Raw genomic sequence first — 18,974 nt, forward strand, 5'->3', positions numbered from 1 at the left:
ATCAGTCGATGCCGCAGGCTCGCCCGTGATCACGAGGCGACGGCCTCTTCCGCACTCGCCTTCTTCGTCCTGGCAGCAGCCATGATCCTCGTCAGACGCCTGGCACGAGCGTTATGAAACGGGGTCTAAAAACGAAAAAGGCCGCCCCGGTCGGGGGCGGCCTCGCGGTCCGATCCGGGATGCCGGACCGAAGGGCTTACTTGATCTTCGACTCCTTGAAGTCGACGTGCTTACGCACGACCGGGTCGTACTTGCGCTGCGTCAGCTTCTCGGTCTGCGTGCGGGAGTTCTTCTTGGTGACGTAGAAGTAGCCCGTGTCGGCGGTGGAGACGAGCTTGATCTTGACGGTGACGGCCTTGGCCATGGCGGCGCTCCTGGTGCTTGCGGCATTCCGCATGCGCGAAACGCAAAAGGGCCGGGCGTGGCCGGCCGAATACCGGCGGGTGAATGCCCGATCGGGCCGGACGCGTCAAGGTGGGGATCCGCTTGGGCGCCCCGCAGCCTTGAGCTCTACAGCACCGTGCGCTCGCGCCGTCCGTGGCGTTCGGCGTGGAACGGGATTTGGCGATAGGGCGCGAAGTCGACCGCGACCTGCGCCTCCAGCTCGTCGAGGATCATGCCGGTGATGGTCGGCAGGTCGAGTTTTCGCGCAGCCGCGAAGGTGAACCAGGCGAGCTCCGTGAATTCGGAAGTGTCCGAGACCCGGCCCGGCTCCTCGGCGGCCACCGCGCGGCGGTCGACCGTGAAGAAGCGGGTGTCGAAGCGGCGCACGCGCTTGGGCGGGGTGATCGCCCGGGCGACGAAGTGCAGGGCCTCGAGGTCCGGCAGCACGCCATGTGTCGCGAAGGCCTCCCAGCCGGCGGGCACGTCCTCGGGCGGGCCGTATTCGCGGGTGCCGACGAGCAGGCCGGTCTCCTCGAAGGTCTCGCGGATGGCGGCGAGCGCGAGCGCGCGGCCGAGATGGTGGGGGGGGCGCGTCACCTGACGGGTCAGGGCGGCCTCGGCGTAGTCCGGCAGGGCGCCGGCCACCGGCATGCGCTTGTCGCCCGGCTCGATCCGGCCGCCGGGAAACACGAACTTGCCCGGCATGAAGGCGAGGCCGGCGTTGCGGCGGCCCATCAGCACCTTCGCCGCGCGCGCGCGGCGATCCAGCACGATCAGCGTGGCGGCGTCGCGCGGGCGCAACGCCGCGGATGGTTTCGGCTTAGGGCCGGAAGAGGGGGGACGCGCCGTCGAGGCCGGGTCGGTCAAGGTGCGCGTCCTCCAGCCCCGCTTCGGGCTTGGCTCCCGGTAGCGTGGCGAAGCCGTGCATGCCAAGGGCGTATTGCAGCCCGACCACCGCGCCCTTCACCGGCTGGAGCAACCCGAGCGCCATCGCCAGCGTCACCACCGGCCAGACGCTGAGCGAGACCCAGAGCGGCACGTCGTAGTTCAGCTCCGATTCGAGGATCAGGTAGCCGATCACGTGGGCGACCACGAAGATCACCAGATAGGGCGGCAGGTCGTCGGCGCGGTGGTGGTGCATCTCGAGCCCGCAGGCGTCGCATTCGGGCCGGACCTTGAGGTAGCGCCCGAAGATCCGGCCTTCGCCACAATGCGGGCAGCGGCCGACGAAGCCCCGCGCCATCGAACGGACCAGGCCGGTGCGGGTGGAGGGCTCGCTCATCATGCCGTCACCATACACCCGGCCGTGTCACCGGCGCGAGCCGCGGTGACGCGTACCCGTGTTGCGGATGCCGGCGGGGCGACCGCTCGGGGCGGCCTTGAAGGCGCGGCCGCCGGGCGCCTTGGTGCCGGCGGACTTGGTGCCCGCCCGCGTGCGCCCGTCCGACAACAGCTCGAACCGCAGCGCGCCGGCGACCGGGGCGGCCTCCACCAGCCTCACCTCGACCTTGTCGCCCAGCCGGAAGGTCTCGCCGGTGCGCTCGCCGACCAGGGCGTGGCGGCCTTCCTCGTGGCGGAAGTAGTCGGCGCCCAGCGTCGATATCGGCACGAAGCCGTCGGCGCCGGTGTCGGCCAGCTTGATGAACAGGCCGGCCCGCGTCACGCCGGCGATCTGGCCGTGGAAGCTCGCGCCGACCCGGTCGGCGAGGTGGTGGGCGATCAGCCGGTCGATGGTCTCGCGCTCGGCCGCCATGGCGCGGCGCTCGGCCGCCGAGATCTGCTCGCCGACCTGTGCGAGGTCGGCCGCCGTCACGTCCGGCGAGAGCCCGTCCGAGCCCATGCGCCCCGCCGTGATCAGCGCCCGGTGGACGACGAGGTCGGCGTAACGCCGGATCGGCGAGGTGAAGTGGGCGTAGCGGCGCAGGTTCAGCCCGAAATGCCCGAGGTTCTCGGACGCGTAGACGGCCTGGGCCTGGCTGCGCAGCACCACCTCGTTGATGAACAGCGCGTGCTCGGTCTCGGCCACCGCCCCCAGGATGCGGTTGAACAACGCCGGGCGCAGCGCGCCCTCCTTCGGCAGCTTGACGCCGACGGAGGCGAGCACTTCGCCCAGAGCCCGCATCTTCTCGATCGCCGGCTCGTCGTGCACCCGGTAGATCAGCACCTGACGTGCCGACTCCAGGGTCTCAGCCGCCGCGACGTTGGCCTGGATCATGAATTCTTCGATGAGGCGATGCGCGTCGAGGCGCTCCGGCACGATCACCCGGTCGACCGCCCCGTCGGCGGTGAGCAGCACCTTGCGCTCCGGCAGGTCGAGGGCCAGCGGCCCGCGCCTGTCGCGCGCTTCCTTCAACGCGGCGTAGGCGGCCCAGAGCGGGCGGAGCGCCCCATCGAGCAGCGCGTTGGCCGCGTCGTCGCCGTGCCCGTCGATCGCTGCCTGCGCCTGCGCGTAGGAAAGCTTTGCGCGCGAGCGCATCATCACCCGGTGGAAACTGTGCTTCCGCTTGGTCCCGTCGGCGGCGACCACCATCCGCACCGCGAGCGCCGGGCGGTCCTCGCCCTCGCGCAAGCTGCACAGGTCGTTGGAGATGCGCTCAGGGAGCATCGGCACGACGCGATCGGGGAAGTAGACCGAGTTGCCGCGCTCCAGCGCCTCGCGGTCGAGGCTGGTGCCGGGGCGGACGTAGGCCGCCACATCCGCGATCGCCACCGTGACGACGAAGCCGCCGGGGTTGCCCGCGTCGTCGTCGGCCTCCGCCATCACGGCGTCGTCGTGGTCCTTGGCGTCCGGCGGGTCGATGGTCAGCAGCGGCCGGTCGCGCCAATCCTCGCGGCCCTTCATCGTGGCGGGCTTGGCCGCATCCGCTTCCGCCAGCGTCGCCTCCGCGAACACGTGCGGGATGTGGTGGAGGTGCAGCGCGATCAGGCTCACCGCCTTCTCGGAGCCCAGCGAGCCGAGGCGCTCGCGCACCCGGCCGCGCGGGAGGCCGAAGCGGGTCTCGCGCTCCAGCGTCACGCTGACGAGGTCGCCCTCGCGGGCCTCGCCCTCCTCGCCGGGCGGGATCAGGATCTCGCGCCCCTGCGCGCGCTTCTCCACGGGCACGATGCGGCCGCCCTGGGCGCCCTCGCGGAACACGCCGATGATCTCGGCCTTGTTCTTGCCGATCACCTTGACGACGCGGCCGGTGTAGCGCCCGTCGGCGCCGTCCGGCTCGACCTTCAGCAGGGCGCGGTCGCCGATGCCGGCGGTCAGCCCCCTCGGCTTGCGGCCGCCGCGCGGGGCGTGGAGCACGATGGTCGGCGGCTTGCCCTTGCCCGCATCCCACTCGGCGGGGAAGGCCAGGAAGTCGCCGTTGCGGTCGCGCGAGCGGATGTCGGCCAGCACCACCGGCGGCAGGCGCCCGGCCTTCGACAGGCCGCCGCGCCCGCGGGCGATGTCGCCGTCCTCCTCGATCTCCTTGAGGATGCGCTTCAGCCCGATCTTGTCGGCGCCCTTGATGCCGAAGGCCTGCGCGATCTCGCGTTTGCCGACCGTGTCCGTCGCCTGCGCGATGAACGCGACGATCTGCTCGCGCGAGGGCAGGGAGGGTTCACCCGCCTGGGTGTCGATGCGTCTGGCCAAAGGCTTTGGGCTCGCTCGCGCCGCGCGCGGCGACGGTTCTGTTCGGGGATCGCGATCGAGGACCGCGCTTGTCATCCCCAACATGGTGCTGCGCCCGATCCGGAGCAACATCGGCGCGGCCCGCCCTCAACAGGCGTCGGCCGCCGACGCCGGCCCTCAGCCGGTCGAGGCCGACTTGCGGATCGTCTCGACGGCGGAATCCACGTCGAAGCCGGGGGCGGTGAGGTCGTCGAGGGCGAACGGCGCGGCGCGCGGCAGGGTCAGGTTGACCTGGCCCTCGGCGTCGCGGAACTCCGGCGCCTCGGCCGCCTGGATCGCCAGCGTCCAGGCGCCGTCCACGCGCACCGAGGCGGCGTCGGGCGGGTCGGCCGCCAGCGCCGCGAGCTTGGCCCGCGCCGCGTCGCGGCAGGCGAGGCTCGTGCGGTCGTCGGAGATCAGCGCCGCCTTGATCAGCTCGGCCAGGGCGTCCCGGACCCGCTCCACGCTCTCGTTCATGCCTTTGCCCGCCTCGCGACCGCCACTCGGCTGGAGCCATGGCAATCGCGGTGCCAGCCGGGGCTCAGTACGGCGTGCCCTTCTGCCGCTGGGCCTTCAGCGCCTCGGCGTACCAGGTCAGCTCGTCGAGGAACCGGCCCGCGGCCTTGGGGAGCCAGGGCTCGGCGGCCGTGCCGGCCTCGTCGAGCGCCTTGCCGACCCGCGGCACCGGCAGCAGCGAGGGGATGCTCGGCATGCCGAGCTCGGCCAGCATCGCCCGGAGCTGCATCGCCGCGCGGACGCCGCCGTACTGCCCGGCCGAGTAGCAGCAGATCGCCGAGGGCCGCCAGAAATACTCCTCCAGGAAGTGGTCGAGGGTGTTCGACAGGGCCGGCGGCACCGAATGGTTGTACTCGGCCGAGACCACCACGAAGGCGTCGGCACGGCGGTAGAGCTCCGCCAGCGCCTCGAGCTTCGGCGGCGCCTCGCCCTTCGGGTGCTCCTTGTACATCCGGTCGAGCAGCGGCAGCTGCAGCGCGGCGGGGTCGACCAGTGGCGCCTCCCAGCCGCGCGCCTCCAGCTGCACGATCAGGAAGCGCGCGACGCGAAGGCCCTGCCGGTCGGAGCGGACCGAGCCGAGGATCACGGGGCAGACGAGGGCCATCGGGACGGTCTCCTGCTGGATGCGCCGGCTAGCAGCCGCCGCCGAAGCCTCAGGATAGCACGCGCAGGCCGCCGGGCGTCGCGATCTCGGCGCGGTAGCCGAAGGCCCCGGCCCGGACCGCCGGCGCGTCCGCGAGGTCGAGCGTCCGGTACAGCGCGGCGATCCGGTCGGGGTCGGGGTGCGTGAGCGTCAGGCCGGCGAGCCGGCAGCCGAGGTCGGGCATCGCGGCGGCCGGGTGCGGCCCGTCGCCCCACGTCATCGGGCAGGGCAGGGCGCCGTCCTCGGGCCAGGCGCCGTCGGGGCGGACGGCGAAGCGCCAGGTCAGGGCGCAACGGGTCATCCTGGCGGCCTTCCCGAACCGTTCGCCGTGGGCGCCGAGCAGGCGATCGAGATCGTCCGTGCGGGCGACGAAGCCGCGCAGCCGCCGGCCGGACTCCCAGTCCGCTCGCACCCGCCCCGGGTCGCTCAGGCCGAACCAGCGGGCGTGGGGCGGGGCCGCCGCCTCGGGATCGATGGCGATCACTTCCAGGAACAGGGCCTCGCCGAGCCGCAGGAGGTGGTTTCGGGTGCCCATCTCGCGGTGGCGCCCGCCCTCCGGCATGTCGATCCCGAGGCCGTCGCGAACATACGCCACGCCCGCGGCGAGATCCGGTGCGACGATGGCAAGGTGGTCGAGGGTGAGCATGGATCGATCCCTATCACCAACGGCGTTCGCTGGTTCCGAACGGCCCTGTCGGTTCCCGAGCCGGGCGTCACAGTCTGTCCCGCACCCGTTTGAGGAAAGCTCTCAGCTCGGCGCCGTCATAAAACACAAAATCGGCGGACGAAGACCACCATAGTTTTCTCAGTTCTTCATCTGAAAATTCATTCCCGATAAAAAATTCGAGCTGCTCCTTCAGCCTTGCGCGTTTTTCCTTGTCTTTGAAGGGCGATAAGACGGTTCTGATCAGTTCATCTTCGCTCGATACGTCATCAAGAAGATATTGATAGAACTGTAGGCTGAATTCAAGGAATTCTAATGGGAATTTCATTTCGAGCGGCTTGCATATGATAAAAGCTGAGCCAAAATCAGAGCCGATCGCGCGCTCTTCTCAGTAACTCGCGTAGCCCTGCGCTATCATGAAACACAGTGTCTGCGGAAGACGACCACCAGATTTTCTGTAGCTCCTTGTCGTCGACATGATCCTGCGTGATCGCATCGAGATACGAACGCAAGCATGCGCGTTGTTGCGTGTCTGAAAATGGGGGACAAGACCGAGTCAATTAATTCTTCTTCCGTTTCAACATCATCTAATATGCCAGAGTAAAACTGAAGTGAGAATTTTTTAAATTCAGGGGGTTGTTGTATGTCAATCTCCATCACTTCGTGAATGTGATGTTCGGACGCGGAATCCACGCGCCGAATTTGGGGTGTGAATTATATAAAAACCAGAGCTTCAATTATGCCTGACATAAACAGAGCCTCATCTGTTGCTATAAGCCTCAGCGTTCGCTGACTCCCGACCGCTCTGGCGGGTTCCAAAGTAGGGGTTACAGCCTATCCCGCACCCGTTTGAGAAAAATTCTCAGCTCGGCACCGTCGTAAAATACAATATCGGCGGACGAAGACCACCATAAATTCTTTAGTTCATCATTTGAAAAATTATCTGAGGTAACCAGACTGAGATAATCTCTCAGCCTTGCGCGTTTTGCCTCATCTTTCAAGGGCGATAAAACAGTACTGATTAATTCCTCTTGGCTCGATACGTCATCAAGAATATCCTGATAGAATTGCAGGCTAAGCTCACGAAATTCCGCAGATAATTTCATTTCAATCACCTTCTGTTAAAAGGTATGCTGTCCGGATACGAAATCCACGAGGGGAAGTAGGGTCATGTCTCAACTCAACGCCGACGCTACGCGTGTCGCGCATATAAACGACGCCCTCGTTTGTGCTATAGGCCTCTCTCCCAGTGTTGCGATCGAATGATTTTTCTATGAACTTACGATCGTCGATACCGGAAGCGACGCGATCGACGGCTTCCTTATTTGATTCTATTGTTTGATTGACAAAATTATTTGCGGATTCGATCGACTCGAAGCTCCCGTCTCGCCTCATCCCTCCGTTTGCGAGCAATGAGCGCCACTGAGATTTTCGCACGCGCTCGAACAATTCGTCATCGGACTTGCCGATATGCCTGCCAAGCGTGTGGCCGCCGCGCCCCTCCTCCGCTCTGAGATCGCCTTTGTACCGTTGATCATCTTCGCTGCCGACGAGGATGAGACGTGCATCGTCACCCGTCGTAAAGCCTTCGGCGCCGTCCTCACGCGTCCACCAGCCACCGTCCGGTCGGCCGGCCGGCACCCGCAATTGGCCCGGGTTGTAGGCGTGAAGAACGAGGCCGAGCCGAAGCAGCTTCGCCTCGATTCGCAAAGCCGCCAAAAGCCACCGCGACCGCGTGACGACGATCTCATGCGCGACCATGGATCACTCCGCTCGTGGACGGGGCGTCATAGGCTAATAGTCTTAATATGTCAGGAATGTTCTTGATTTGTTCGTGGCGCAGTCAAGCCCGGGCGACAAGCGTTTCCCTTCGCTTCCCACCACGCGCGGCCGGGCGCCGTGCCCGGCCCCGCCCACGTCCCGGCGATTCGTCGTGCCCGAACGCGACCGGGTGCGGGGGCATCCCGTCGCGCAGCACCTCGGCCGTCGTCGACGCGATGACCGAATCGATCCGGTCGTCCATCAAGACGCCTCCGGCTTCGAGGAGGGCGCGGACAGGGGCGACGCCCTCCGCGAGGATCGGCGCGACGATCGCCCTGTGGTCGAACGCGAGCACGGCCCCTCCTCGGGCCCGGCGGCGCTCAGGCGGCTGCGGCGATCCGGTCTTCGCCTTGCGGCTGCGGCAGCGCAAAGCCGGCCTCGAACGCGGCGATCGCGGCCGCCGGCATCGGCTTCTGGAACAGGTAGCCCTGCATGTAGCGGCAGCCGGCGGCGCGCAGATGGAGCATCTGCGCCTCGGTCTCGACGCCCTCGACCACGCAGAGCAGGCGGAGGTTGCGCGCGAGGTCGAGGATCGAGTGGATGATGTTGCGCGAGGCGGCGTCGCTGCAGATGTCGGTGACGAAGCTGCGGTCGATCTTCAATTCGCTGATCGGCAGGCGGTGGACGTAGCCGAGGCTGGAATAGCCGGTGCCGAAATCGTCGAGCGCGATGCCGACGCCGAGCGCCCGCAGGGCGCCGAGCGAGCGGCCGGCGTCGACGAGGTCGCGCATCAGGCCGGTCTCGGTGACCTCGAACACGATGCGCTCGGGCACGATGCCGCTTTCCGCGATCAGGGCGGTGATCGTCGCGATGCCCTCGGCGGCGGCGAGGTCGTAGGCCGAGAGGTTGAAGGACAGGGCCACGTGCTCGGGCCAGGACGCCATCGCCGCAAGCGCCTTGCGGAGCAGCGCCAGGCTGAGGTCGTGGATCAGCCCGGTGCGCTCGGCCACCACGATGAAGTCGACCGGCGACACCGAGCCGAGGGTCGGGCTGTTCCAGCGCGCCAGCGCCTCGTAGGCCTGGACCCGCCCGGCGACGACGTCGACGATCGGCTGGAACAGCAGGTGGAACTCGGCCGCGAGGTCGGCCCGGCGCAGCGCCTGCTCGACCTGAGCCTGCCGGTGCATCCGGTTCTCGTGCTCGAACGCGAAGCAGGCCGCGGTGCCCGGCGCGTGGGTCTTGGCATGGTAGAGCGTGTGGTCGGCCCGCTCGACGAGCATCTCCGCGGTCCGCGCGGTTTCGGGGAAGCACGCGAAGCCGATCGAGGCGCCGATCCGCGCGGTGGTGTCGCGCAGGGCATAGGGCTGCTTCAGGATCGTGCACAGGGTCCGGCCGAGGGTGTCGAGGTCCGGCCAGCCGTGCAGGATCAGGCCGAACTCGTCGCCGCCGAGGCGCGCCACCACGCCCGCCGCGCCGACGGCGTCCTGGAGCCGGCGGCCGACCTCGCACAGCACCGCGTCGCCGGCTAGGTGGCCGAGGGTGTCGTTGACCGGCTTGAACCCGTCGAGGTCGATCAGGCCGATCGCGAAGCGCGTCTCCGCCGTGCCGGCGGCCGCGATGGCCTGCTCGAGCTCGGCGAAGAAGGAGCGCCGGTTCGGCAGGCCGGTCAGCGGGTCGGTGTGGGCGAGCGCGTGGTTCTCCCCGGTCAGCCGGGTGAGGCGGCGGAAGTCGCGGTAGTAGACCGACTGCATGAACAGCAACACCACGACGACGCCGACGTAGTTGAGCGCGGCCGCCCGGACCACGGGCGCGCCGATCACCAGGAAGTACGCCGAAGCCGGCACCGCGAGCGCCGAGACGATCAGCGTCGCCGTGCGCAGGTGCGTCAGGCAGGAGATGCACGCGATCATCGTGATGCTGAGGAAGTACAGCACGTGCAGGTTTGTGGCGGCGTCGCCGTACCGGGTCAGCAGGATGGCCTAGATCGCAAACCCGGAGCCGAGGATCGCCGCGAGCCGGTTGGTGCCCCTGAGACGGCGCAACGCCTCCTCGGGGCCGATGGCGTGATGGTTCGTGCGGCTCCAGATCAGGACGCGGCCGGCGCAGACCGACAGCAGGACCGCCAGCGGCAGGATCGTCAGCCCGTCCGGCGCCACGCCGTAATGGGTGTAGGCCACCCCCATGGCGTCCAGGCTCAGGATCGTATGCAGGATCGGCACCTGGCGCGACAGGGCCCGCGCCTGCGCGACGAGCACGTTCGGCTCGTCGTCGGGGACCCTGAAGAGCCGGCGCACGCTGTTTGAGACTGTCATCGCCAGCGCCGTGGCTCGGTTCTGTTGCATCTGCAACGGAGATAGACATCAACAAATGCTAAATATTGGATAATCAGCCAAGGGAATCGTCCGTTGGTCGGTTGAACCGTCGGGTTGAAAAGCAATCGTGGGTTAAAAATACCATCATCGGTGGCGACGTTCAGAGTCGGCCGCCGGCGCCGGCCCGGAATGCACGCGAACTGCGATCGGCGACGGAAGCCTCGGTCGGCGAAAACCGATCCTGCGCGATGGGGAGGTCGATGTCGGCATCCGCCTGCGTCCACAGCCGCCCCGCCTTCGCGTCGGATGCGTGGCGCGTGCGACCGTCCCGTCGGCGCGGCGTCGTCGCCCGGTCAGCCTCTGCGCCGACCGGACCGGTCGTGCCCGCGCCAGGACGGCCGGCTCCGCGGCTGAAGCAGCCGGTTGCGCGCCTGCTTCAGGATGATGCGCAGGCCGCCATCGGAAAACCAGTCATCGGTCGGCGTCGCGTTCCACAGGCGCAGCAGTTCGGCGTCGGAGACGTCGTCGCGCGTGATCCTGTCGAGGAACTCGCGCAGGCGGATCCGGTCCTGGCCGGTGAACGGATCGAGCACGATGGCCCAGATCTCGTCCTCCGTCTTACCCCTCACGTCGAGGTCCTGGTGGAAACCCAGGTCGAACTGGTAGAATTCGGGCGTCGGTTCGAGGCGCGGTTTCGCCATGGCGTCTCCCCCCTTACCGTTTGCGGCGTCCGCCCCCGATCCGTCAGATCCGGTCGCGTGCGCCGGCCAGGAACGCGCGCAGGCCCTGCGCGGTGAAGAAGTAGATGTCGGCGTCCGTCTCCTTCCACAGCCGCTCCAGCGACGCGTCCGACGCCTCGCGGAGGGCGCGGTCGAGGAACTGCCGCAACCGGACGCGCTCCTCACCACGAAAATCTCTGAGACCGAAATCGTACATCTCGTCGAGCGTCGGCGCGATGCGATCGATGTCCTGGATGTACCAACGGGCAAAGGTGAGGAATTCCGGGGACGCCTGCATGTCAATCTCCGTCATTGCGTGGATAGGCGGTATGGATGCGATACACACGGGAACTGCCCGGATCGTGGACGATATACATTCCGACACCGTAGGTCGTGCGCAGATACGGCTCGATTTGCCCCGCCGTGTAGGCTTCCCGCCCGGTTCTGTATCCGAAGCGAGAGGTCAGGAATGCACGGCTCTTTTTACCGGATGCGACATCATCGACCTCCGCAGCATTCTGTTCCAGGGTCCGATTGACGTAATCGTTCGCAGACTCCACGGATTCGAACGAGCCATCTCGGCGCATGCCATAGTCGACGACCGGGAACGTCCTTCTGCTGGCCAGGACGCGACCCATCATCTCCGCATCCGTCTTGCCGACATGCTCGCGAAGCGTATGTCCGCCGCGCGCCTCTTCTTCGGAGAGCACGACCGTGTACCGGCGGTCGGCATCATCCGAGACATGGACGATCCGCGCATCGTCGTCGGAACCATGCCCGTTGCCGGCATCGCCATCCGTCCATTGGCCGCCGTTCGGGTTCCCGGCCGGCACGCGGGGTTGGTCGGCGTGATACGCACGCAGCGACAGACGCAACCGCAGGAAGGCGACCTCCACGCGGTACGAGGCGATCAGCCACCTCGCCCGCAAAAGGCCCGTCGCGCCTGACGCCATGGAATGCACCCCTCGGATCTGCCTACAGTCCTATAAAGGAATTTTATCCGTAAAACAAGGGTGTCATCGCGGCCTTCAAACGCGAAGCGCCGGAACCTCGGCGAGGCTCCGGCGCTGGGTGGTGGGTCGTCGGGGGAGCGGGCGTCGCGCCCGCCCCGGCCTCAGAGCGAGTAGTACATCGTGAACTCGACCGGGTGCGGGGTCATCTCGTAGCGCATGACCTCCTCCATCTTCAGCGCGATGAACGAATCGATCTGGTCGTCGGTGAAGACGTCGCCGGCCTTGAGGAAGGCGCGGTCGCGGTCGAGGTTCTGCAGCGCCTCGCGCAAGGAGCCGCAGACGGTGGGGATCTTCTTCAGCTCGCGCGGCGGCAGGTCGTAGAGGTCCTTGTCCATCGCCGCGCCCGGATCGATCTTGTTGAGGATGCCGTCGAGCCCCGCCATCAGCAGCGCCGAGAAGGCGAGGTAGGGGTTGGCCATCGGGTCGGGGAAGCGGACCTCGACGCGCTTGGCCTTCGGGCTCTTCGTCCACGGGATGCGGCAGGAGGCCGAGCGGTTGCGCGCCGAGTAGGCGAGCAGCACGGGGGCCTCGTAGCCCGGCACCAGACGCTTGTAGGAGTTGGTGGACGGGTTGGTGAAGGCGTTCAAGGCCTTCGCGTGCTTGATGATGCCGCCGATGTACCAGAGGCATTCCTGGCTGAGGCCCGCGTACTTGTCGCCGGCGAAGACCGGCTTGCCGTCCTTCCAGATCGACTGGTGCACGTGCATGCCCGAGCCGTTGTCGCCGAAGACGGGTTTTGGCATGAACGTCGCGGTCTTGCCGAAGCTCTGCGCCACGTTGTGGATGCAGTACTTGTAGATCTGCATGTGGTCGGCCAACAACGTCAGCGTATCGAACTTCATGCCGAGCTCGTGCTGGGCGCTCGCCACCTCGTGGTGGTGCTTCTCCACCTTCACGCCCATGCCCTGCATCGCAGCCAGCATCTCGCCGCGCATGTCCTGGGCCGAATCCTGCGGCGGCACCGGGAAGTAGCCGCCCTTGGTGGCGACGCGGTGGCCGAGGTTGCCGCCCTCGTAGTCGGTGAAACCGTTGGTCGGCAACTCGGTCGAATCGAGCTGGAAGCCGGTGTGGTACGGGTCGGCGCCGAACTTCACGTCGTCGAACACGAAGAACTCGGCTTCGGGGCCGACGTAGATCGTGTCGCCGATGCCGGTGGACTTGAGGTAGGCCTCGGCGAGCTTGGCGGTGCCGCGCGGGTCGCGGGCGTAGGGCGCGCCGGTCGAGGGCTCGAGCACGTCGCAGACGATGACCATGGTCGCCGCCGAGAAGAACGGGTCCATCGTGGCGGTCGAGGGGTCCGGCATCAGCAGCATGTCGGACTCGTTGATCGCCTTCCAGCCGGCGATCGACGAGCCGTCGAACATCGTGCCTTCCTCGAAGATCTCGTCGTCGATCAGGCTGACGTCGAAGGTGACGTGCTGCCACTTGCCGCGCGGGTCCGTGAACCGGAAGTCCACGTACTTCACGTCGTTGTCCCGGATGGTCTTCAGCACCTCGGCCGCTGTCGTCATCTTGGGCGTCCTCCTCAGATTCGTGGGCCGCCGCACTTGAGCCGCGCGCCGGACGTGCGCTGCATACAGCCCGGGACGCGCCCGTGCCAACCGAAGCGACCGGAAATCTTCTCCGCGCGCCGGCCTGCGCGTTCCTGGTCGACTGGGCGCCATCAGCGCCTCGTGCGTCATCGGACCGAGCGGTTCGGTTCCCCTGGAAAGGGATGTTCACACGGAGTTGATCGCCAGGGTAGCGCGTGAGCGGGAACCGGCGGTGAAGTGGCATTTCGCTGGCACGGTCCCTGCTAGCGGGGTCTCGGTCGTCGGAGGCCACGGAGCGGCTGCGTTTCCCCGGACTTCGCATCGTTAAACGGACGAGAGACTCGGAATGACGAAATACAAACTCGAGTATTTGTGGCTCGACGGGTACACGCCGGTCCCGAACCTTCGCGGCAAGACCCAGGTCAAGGACTTCGACGGCTTCCCGACCCTCGAGCAGCTTCCGCTCTGGGGCTTCGATGGCTCGTCGACCATGCAGGCTGAGGGCGGCTCGTCCGACTGCATGCTCAAGCCCGTGCGCCACTTCCCCGATTCCACGCGCAAGAACGGCGTGCTGGTGATGTGCGAAGTGATGATGCCGGACGGCAAGACCCCGCACCCGTCGAACAAGCGCGCCACCATCCACGACGACCCGGGCGCCTGGTTCGGCTTCGAGCAGGAATACTTCTTCTACAAGGACGGCCGCCCGCTCGGCTTCCCCGCCGCCGGCTACCCGGCGCCCCAGGGCCCGTACTATTGCGGCGCCGGCTATTCGGCGGTCGGCGACGTCGCGCGCAAGATCGTCGACGAGCATCTCGACCTCTGCCTCGATGCCGGCATCAACCACGAGGGCATCAACGCCGAGGTGGCCAAGGGCCAGTGGGAGTTCCAGATTTTCGGGAAGGGCTCGAAGAAGGCCGCCGACGAGATGTGGGTCGCCCGCTACCTGCTCGAGCGCCTGTGCGAGACCTACGGCATCGACGTCGAGTACCATTGCAAGCCGCTCGGCGACACCGACTGGAACGGCTCGGGCATGCACGCCAACTTCTCGACCACCTACCTCCGGGAGACCGGCGGCAAGGACTACTTCGAGAAGCTGATGGCGGCGTTCGGCGGCGCGATCGAGGATCACATCGCGGTCTACGGTCCCGACAACCACCTGCGCCTCACCGGCAAGCATGAGACGGCGCCCTGGAACAAGTTCTCCTACGGCGTGGCCGACCGCGGCGCCTCGATCCGCGTGCCGCACTCCTTCGTGAACAACGACTACAAGGGTTACCTGGAAGACCGCCGCCCCAACAGCCAGGGGGACCCCTACCAGATCGCCTCGCAGATCCTGAAGACGGTCGAGTCGGTTCCGACCACCTGATCGGCATCGCGAGGATTTCGGATCGTCAGCGGCGCGGACCTTCGGGTCCGCGCCGTTTTTTTGTTTCTTGTCCTTCCCACCCTCTCCCTCAAAGGGGGGGAAGGAAGGGATCAGGCTCCGAAGATCGACCAGCCCATGCGCTTGGTCAGGCTCTCCAGGGCGATGCGGCCGAGATGGGAGTTGCCGGATTCATCGAGGCCCGGCGACCAGACCGCGATCGAGGCGCGCCCCGGGGCGATCGCCAGGATGCCGCCGCCGACGCCGCTCTTGCCCGGCAGGCCGACCCGGTAGGCGAACTCGCCCGAGCCATCGTAGTGGCCGCAGGTCAGCATCACCGCGTTGATGCGGCGGGCGCGCTCCGGTGGGATCACGGACAGGCCGGTGGCGGGGTTCCGCCCGGAATGGGCGAGGAACCGCCCGGCGGTGGCGAGCTGCCGGCACGACATGCTGATCGCGCAGTGATGGAAGTAGACGCCGAGGGTGTAGTCGACCGGGTTCTCGACCACGCCGAACGACTTCATGTAGTTGGCGAGCGCCACGTTTCGGAAGCCGGTGCGCTTCTCGGAGGCCGCCACCGCCTCGTCGATGGCGATGGTCGGGTCGTTGGCAAGCGCCTGCATGAAGCGCAGGATTTCGCCCAGGGCTTCGCGCGGCTGGTGGCCGGAGAGGATCACGTCGGTCACCGCGATGGCGCCGGCGTTGATGAAGGGGTTGCGGGGCACACCCTGCTCGCGTTCGAGCTGGACGATGGAGTTGAACGGGCTGCCGGATGGCTCGCGCCCGACCCGCTTCCACAGGGCGTCGCCGACCATGCCGAGCGCCAGCGTCAGGGTGAAGACCTTCGACACGCTCTGGATCGAGAACGGCGTCTCGCTGTCGCCGGCCGCCGCGATGGTGCCGTCGGCATCGATCACCACCAGGCCGAAGCCCTGCGGGTCGACGCGGGCGAGCTCGGGGATGTAGCGCGCGACCGTGCCCCGGTCAGAGCGCTGCCGCATCTCGTAGGCGATCTCCTCGACCACGCTGCGCAGGTGCGGGGCGAGGCTCACGCTCGCTCGCCGGGGCCGCCGTCAGATCGCGTCCGGGCCGGTCTCGCCGGTGCGGATTCGGATCGCCTCCTCAATGGTCGAGACGAAGATCTTGCCGTCGCCAATGCGGCCGGTCTGGGCCGACTTGCGGATCGCCTCGACGGCACCCTCCACGAGCGCGTCGGAGAGCACGATCTCGAGCTTCACCTTGGGCAGGAAGTCGACGACGTATTCCGCGCCGCGATACAGCTCGGTGTGGCCCTTCTGGCGGCCGAAGCCCTTCGCCTCGATCACGGTGATGCCCTGGAGGCCGACCTCCTGGAGGGCCTCCTTCACCTCGTCGAGCTTGAAGGGCTTGATGATCGCTTCGATCTTCTTCATGCCGGACGGCCCAACCTGCGCTTGACGATGCTGAATTTCTACCACTCCCCCGGTCCGGCCGCCACGCCGTTTTCAACCGGCATCGGTCGAAACTGCCTCTTCGACTTGCATGAACTGCAAATCGTTTGTGCATTTTTCGACTGGCGGCCGATTGTTTGAGCAGTGTCTGGGTGGCGCGCGGGCAGCAAACGTTCGAACTTTTGGGGATCGATACGATGGATGGGGCACGGCTGATGACGGTCGCGGCGATGGCGGCCGTGGACGCGGCGGCCATCGCCGGCGGCACCCCGGGCATCGCGCTGATGCGTGCGGCCGGCGCCGCGGTGGCCGAGCGCGCCCGCACACACCTTCCCATGGGCGGACGCGTGCTCGTCCTGTGCGGACCCGGCAACAACGGCGGTGACGGGTTCGTCGCCGCGCGCCTCCTCGCTGAAGCCGGGTACGGCGTCGACCTCGCCCTCCTCGGCCCGCGCGAGGCCCTGTCCGGCGATGCGGCGCTCGCTGCCGTGGAGTGGGCCGGGGCGGTGCTCGGCCTCGCCGAAGCCGACCCGACGCGGGCCGACCTCGTGATCGACGCGCTGTTCGGCGCCGGCCTGTCGCGCGACCTCGACGGGCCCGCCCGCCTCGCCCTCGAAGGGGTCCGGGATTCCGGGCGGCCGGTGCTTGCGGTCGACGTGCCGAGCGGGATCGACGGCGACACCGGCATGGTGCGGGGCTTCGCGCTTCCCGCCGTCGAAACCGTGACCTTCGTCGCGGAGAAGCCCGGCCACCTGCTACAGCCCGGCCGTGGCCTTTGCGGATGCGTGCACGTCGCCGACATCGGCACCGGCCCGGCGGCGTTCGCGGCCGGGCTCGCGCTGGACTCGCCCGCCTTCCGCAACGGTCCTGCACTCTGGAATGCGTTCTTCCCACGACTCACCGAGGCGAGCCACAAGTACACCCGCGGCCACGCCCTCGTGCTGTCGGGTCCTGCCACCCGCACCGGCGCGGCGCGCCTTGCCGCCCGCGGCGCGCTGCGGATCGGGGCCGGGCTCGTCACGGTCGCCTCGCCGGAGCGGGCGCTGGCCGAGAACGCCGCCCACCTCACCGCGATCATGCTGCGCGGTTGCGACTCCGCCGACGACCTCGACGACCTGCTCACCGACGAGCGCATCAACGCGATCCTGGCCGGTCCCGGCCTCGGCGTCGGCGAGGCGACCCGCGACCTCGTCGCGGTGGCGGCCGCCGCCGGCCGCGGCCTCGTGCTCGACGCCGACGCGCTGACGAGCTTTTCCAAGCAGGCGGCCCTCCTCGCGGCCCACATCGCCGACGGCGACGCGAAGGCGGTGTTGACGCCGCATGCGGGCGAGTTCGCCAAGCTGTTCGCAGACACCGACGCCGTCGCCGAAGTCGGCAAGCTGGAGCAGGCCCGCCGCGCCGCCGCGCAATCCGGCGCCGTGGTGGTGTTCAAGGGCCCCGACACGGTGGTGGCCGCCCCCGACGGCCGCGCCGCGATCAACGAGCATGCCACGCCCTGGCTCGGCACCGCGGGCTCCGGCGACGTGCTCGCCGGCCTGATCGCCGGCCTCCTGGCGCAGGGCATGCCACCGTTCGAGGCCGCCTGCGCCGCGGCCTGGCTCCACGGCGACGCCGGCCTGCGCCACGGCCCCGGGCTGATCGCCGAGGACATTCCGGAACTGATGCCCGCGGTGCTGGCGGATGTTTTGGAACGGCTCAGAGGCTGACGACGGTCTCTTTCCCTCCCGCAGGAGGAGGTAGGAACGCGTCCCTCACGTCACCTCGAAGCAGGTCCACAGCCCTGTGTCGAACCGCTCCAGCACCGTCGCGCTGATCAACCAGCGGCCAGGGTTGTCGGCCTGGAAGGCGATGCGCGCGGTGCGGCCTTCGAGCAGCTGGAAGGTGTCGAGCCAGTAGGGCTCCCAGCCGTCGTCGAGGGGGTGGAGCAGGCGGAAGACGTGGCCATGCAGGTGCAGCGCCTGCGGGAAGGCGGTCTCGTTTCGCAACGCCAGCACCACCACCTGGCCGCGCTTCACCGTGAAGATCGGCGCGAGGCCCGCGGTCGCGCTGGTGCCGTTGACCGACCAGATCCGCTTGGCGTCGCCAGAATAGACCGGCTCGGCCTCCGGCTTGTCCTTCTGAAGGGTGGCGCCCCCGGTGATCACCACGTCGCGCCGCAACGCGTTCTGGAGCTTGACCTCGCGCGGCAGCAGAGGGTTCTCGCCGATCGGCCCGATCGGCGGTCGCTTCTCGGTGACCGGCGCACCCTTGGTGACGACGGTGGCGAGCTGCAGGCCCTGGCCGACGAGCGCGGTGATGGCGCCCTTGGCGTCGGCCTCGGCCGGCAGGTCGATCAGCAGGTCGTAGCGGGTGCCGGGCGGGAACGGCAGCGTCGCGCGCAGGGGCTCGAAGGTGTCGGTCGGCTGGCCGTCGACGGCCGCGACGTAGACCTTCAGGCCCTCGAAGCGGATGCGGGTCGCCCGCGCGTTGCAGGCGTTGCCGAGCCGCACCCGGATGCGGCTGCCCGGCCGCGCCTCGAAGGTCGCCGGCACGTTGGCGCCGTTGATGGTCACGAGGTTGCCGAGCCGCCCGTTGCTCGCCGCGAACGCGGTTTGGCCGAAGGGCAGCAGCGTGCCGTCGTCCTGCAGGCGCCAGTCCTGCATCAGCAGCGACACGTCGGCCTCGACGGCGGGCGGCGCCTTCTCCTCCACCACGAGGAAGCCGGCGAGGCCCCGCCCGGACGGCTCGCTCGATCCGCCGACCACCAGCGGGCGGACCAGGAAGGTGCCGGCGTCCGGCGGCACGAAATCGTAGGTGAAGTCGGCGCCGGGCGCGATCGGCGTCTGCGTCACCCCGCCGACGCCGTCCATGGAATTCTTGTTGCGCACCCCATGCCAGTGCAGGGAGAGCGGCTTGTCGGTCTTGTTCTCGACGCGCACGCGAACGGCCTCGCCGAGCTTCACGCGCAGGGCCGGGGGCGCCGACGTGCCGTCGAACGACCAGATCGGGGTCTCGGGG

23 protein-coding genes and 1 pseudogene are annotated in these 18,974 nt (G+C 68.0%); 4 read left to right on the forward strand and 20 right to left on the reverse strand.

Annotated features, from left to right (window positions below; translation table 11 throughout):
* Positions 1-117 (forward strand): annotated as a pseudogene (locus FV234_RS21940) (IS5/IS1182 family transposase); the annotation flags it as partial.
* 79 nt (positions 118-196) lie between these two features.
* Here FV234_RS21940 and rpmG read toward each other — a convergent pair.
* The 17 genes from rpmG to glnA all read right to left on the reverse strand — a co-directional run bounded on the left by rpmG (position 197) and on the right by glnA (position 13,163).
* Positions 197-364, reverse strand: a complete 168-nt coding sequence (gene rpmG / locus FV234_RS21945; protein ID WP_147726819.1) for a 50S ribosomal protein L33 — start codon at positions 362-364, stop codon at positions 197-199.
* Positions 365-510: 146 nt separating this feature from the next.
* Positions 511-1,251, reverse strand: a complete 741-nt coding sequence (locus FV234_RS21950; RefSeq protein WP_147764554.1) for an NUDIX domain-containing protein — start codon at positions 1,249-1,251, stop codon at positions 511-513.
* On the reverse strand, positions 1,205-1,669 hold the full coding sequence (locus FV234_RS21955; protein ID WP_246686274.1) for a DUF983 domain-containing protein: 465 nt from the start codon (positions 1,667-1,669) through the stop codon (positions 1,205-1,207). The genes FV234_RS21950 and FV234_RS21955 overlap by 47 nt, the downstream gene beginning before the upstream one ends.
* Positions 1,670-1,693: 24 nt before the next feature.
* On the reverse strand, positions 1,694-4,006 hold the full coding sequence (gene rnr, locus FV234_RS21960) for a ribonuclease R (protein ID WP_147764553.1): 2,313 nt from the start codon (positions 4,004-4,006) through the stop codon (positions 1,694-1,696).
* A gap of 156 nt (positions 4,007-4,162) precedes the next feature.
* The gene (locus tag FV234_RS21965; RefSeq protein ID WP_147764552.1) at positions 4,163-4,501 is read right to left on the reverse strand and encodes a hypothetical protein; all 339 of its coding nucleotides are present in this window, start codon (positions 4,499-4,501) and stop codon (positions 4,163-4,165) included.
* Positions 4,502-4,565: 64 nt separating this feature from the next.
* Complete coding sequence (locus FV234_RS21970; RefSeq protein ID WP_147764551.1) at positions 4,566-5,144, reverse strand: NAD(P)H-dependent oxidoreductase; 579 nt, start codon at positions 5,142-5,144, stop codon at positions 4,566-4,568.
* A gap of 49 nt (positions 5,145-5,193) precedes the next feature.
* Positions 5,194-5,829 (reverse strand): VOC family protein, encoded by a 636-nt coding sequence (locus tag FV234_RS21975; protein ID WP_147764550.1) that lies wholly within the window; start codon positions 5,827-5,829, stop codon positions 5,194-5,196.
* 67 nt (positions 5,830-5,896) lie between these two features.
* A complete protein-coding gene (locus tag FV234_RS21980) occupies positions 5,897-6,175 on the reverse strand; it encodes a hypothetical protein (protein WP_147764549.1) in 279 nt (92 codons plus the stop codon).
* Between the two features lie 499 nt (positions 6,176-6,674).
* Positions 6,675-6,953 carry a hypothetical protein gene (locus FV234_RS21990; RefSeq protein WP_147831639.1) on the reverse strand — a complete coding sequence of 93 codons (279 nt, stop codon included), beginning with the start codon at positions 6,951-6,953 and terminating at the stop codon, positions 6,675-6,677.
* Between the two features lies 1 nt (position 6,954).
* The gene (locus FV234_RS26320; RefSeq protein WP_246686275.1) at positions 6,955-7,608 is read right to left on the reverse strand and encodes an RNase A-like domain-containing protein; all 654 of its coding nucleotides are present in this window, start codon (positions 7,606-7,608) and stop codon (positions 6,955-6,957) included.
* A gap of 82 nt (positions 7,609-7,690) precedes the next feature.
* The gene (locus FV234_RS22000; RefSeq protein ID WP_147751639.1) at positions 7,691-7,963 is read right to left on the reverse strand and encodes a hypothetical protein; all 273 of its coding nucleotides are present in this window, start codon (positions 7,961-7,963) and stop codon (positions 7,691-7,693) included.
* Positions 7,964-7,988: 25 nt separating this feature from the next.
* Positions 7,989-9,542 carry an EAL domain-containing protein gene (locus FV234_RS22005; protein WP_147831641.1) on the reverse strand — a complete coding sequence of 518 codons (1,554 nt, stop codon included), beginning with the start codon at positions 9,540-9,542 and terminating at the stop codon, positions 7,989-7,991.
* 45 nt (positions 9,543-9,587) lie between these two features.
* Positions 9,588-9,920 carry a hypothetical protein gene (locus FV234_RS22010; RefSeq protein ID WP_147831643.1) on the reverse strand — a complete coding sequence of 111 codons (333 nt, stop codon included), beginning with the start codon at positions 9,918-9,920 and terminating at the stop codon, positions 9,588-9,590.
* Positions 9,921-10,273: 353 nt separating this feature from the next.
* Positions 10,274-10,621 carry a hypothetical protein gene (locus FV234_RS22015; RefSeq protein ID WP_147831645.1) on the reverse strand — a complete coding sequence of 116 codons (348 nt, stop codon included), beginning with the start codon at positions 10,619-10,621 and terminating at the stop codon, positions 10,274-10,276.
* A gap of 43 nt (positions 10,622-10,664) precedes the next feature.
* Positions 10,665-10,937 carry a hypothetical protein gene (locus FV234_RS22020; RefSeq protein ID WP_147751642.1) on the reverse strand — a complete coding sequence of 91 codons (273 nt, stop codon included), beginning with the start codon at positions 10,935-10,937 and terminating at the stop codon, positions 10,665-10,667.
* Between the two features lies 1 nt (position 10,938).
* Entirely contained in the window at positions 10,939-11,592 is a 654-nt protein-coding gene (locus FV234_RS26325) for an RNase A-like domain-containing protein (RefSeq protein ID WP_187273763.1), read from the reverse strand.
* A gap of 161 nt (positions 11,593-11,753) precedes the next feature.
* Positions 11,754-13,163 carry a type I glutamate--ammonia ligase gene (gene glnA / locus FV234_RS22030; protein WP_147751643.1) on the reverse strand — a complete coding sequence of 470 codons (1,410 nt, stop codon included), beginning with the start codon at positions 13,161-13,163 and terminating at the stop codon, positions 11,754-11,756.
* 367 nt (positions 13,164-13,530) lie between these two features.
* On the opposite strand from glnA, the gene FV234_RS22035 reads away from it, so the two are divergent.
* Positions 13,531-14,550: a glutamine synthetase beta-grasp domain-containing protein gene (locus FV234_RS22035; RefSeq protein ID WP_147764546.1), complete on the forward strand. Its 1,020-nt coding sequence runs from the start codon at positions 13,531-13,533 to the stop codon at positions 14,548-14,550.
* A 110-nt stretch (positions 14,551-14,660) separates the two neighbouring features.
* Here FV234_RS22035 and FV234_RS22040 read toward each other — a convergent pair whose 3' ends face one another.
* Both FV234_RS22040 and FV234_RS22045 read right to left on the reverse strand, forming a co-directional pair.
* Positions 14,661-15,599: a glutaminase gene (locus FV234_RS22040; protein WP_147751645.1), complete on the reverse strand. Its 939-nt coding sequence runs from the start codon at positions 15,597-15,599 to the stop codon at positions 14,661-14,663.
* A gap of 21 nt (positions 15,600-15,620) precedes the next feature.
* Positions 15,621-15,959: a P-II family nitrogen regulator gene (locus tag FV234_RS22045; RefSeq protein WP_147727910.1), complete on the reverse strand. Its 339-nt coding sequence runs from the start codon at positions 15,957-15,959 to the stop codon at positions 15,621-15,623.
* A 27-nt stretch (positions 15,960-15,986) separates the two neighbouring features.
* Between FV234_RS22045 and FV234_RS26995 the strand changes: the two genes are divergently transcribed.
* Together FV234_RS26995 and FV234_RS22050 are read left to right on the forward strand one after the other, a co-directional pair.
* Positions 15,987-16,118, forward strand: coding sequence for a hypothetical protein (locus FV234_RS26995; RefSeq protein ID WP_281406878.1), 132 nt, complete (start codon positions 15,987-15,989; stop codon positions 16,116-16,118).
* Positions 16,119-16,174: 56 nt separating this feature from the next.
* Complete coding sequence (locus tag FV234_RS22050) at positions 16,175-17,683, forward strand: NAD(P)H-hydrate dehydratase (RefSeq protein WP_147764545.1); 1,509 nt, start codon at positions 16,175-16,177, stop codon at positions 17,681-17,683.
* 45 nt (positions 17,684-17,728) lie between these two features.
* On the opposite strand, the gene FV234_RS22055 is transcribed toward FV234_RS22050, so the two are convergent.
* Positions 17,729-18,974, reverse strand: a 1,246-nt coding sequence (locus FV234_RS22055; RefSeq protein WP_147831647.1) for a multicopper oxidase family protein, incomplete at its 5' end; no start/stop codon positions are given.

Origin of the sequence: Methylobacterium sp. WL8, from assembly GCF_008040045.1 — a bacterium.
GTDB classification, from domain to species: domain Bacteria; phylum Pseudomonadota; class Alphaproteobacteria; order Rhizobiales; family Beijerinckiaceae; genus Methylobacterium; species Methylobacterium cerastii.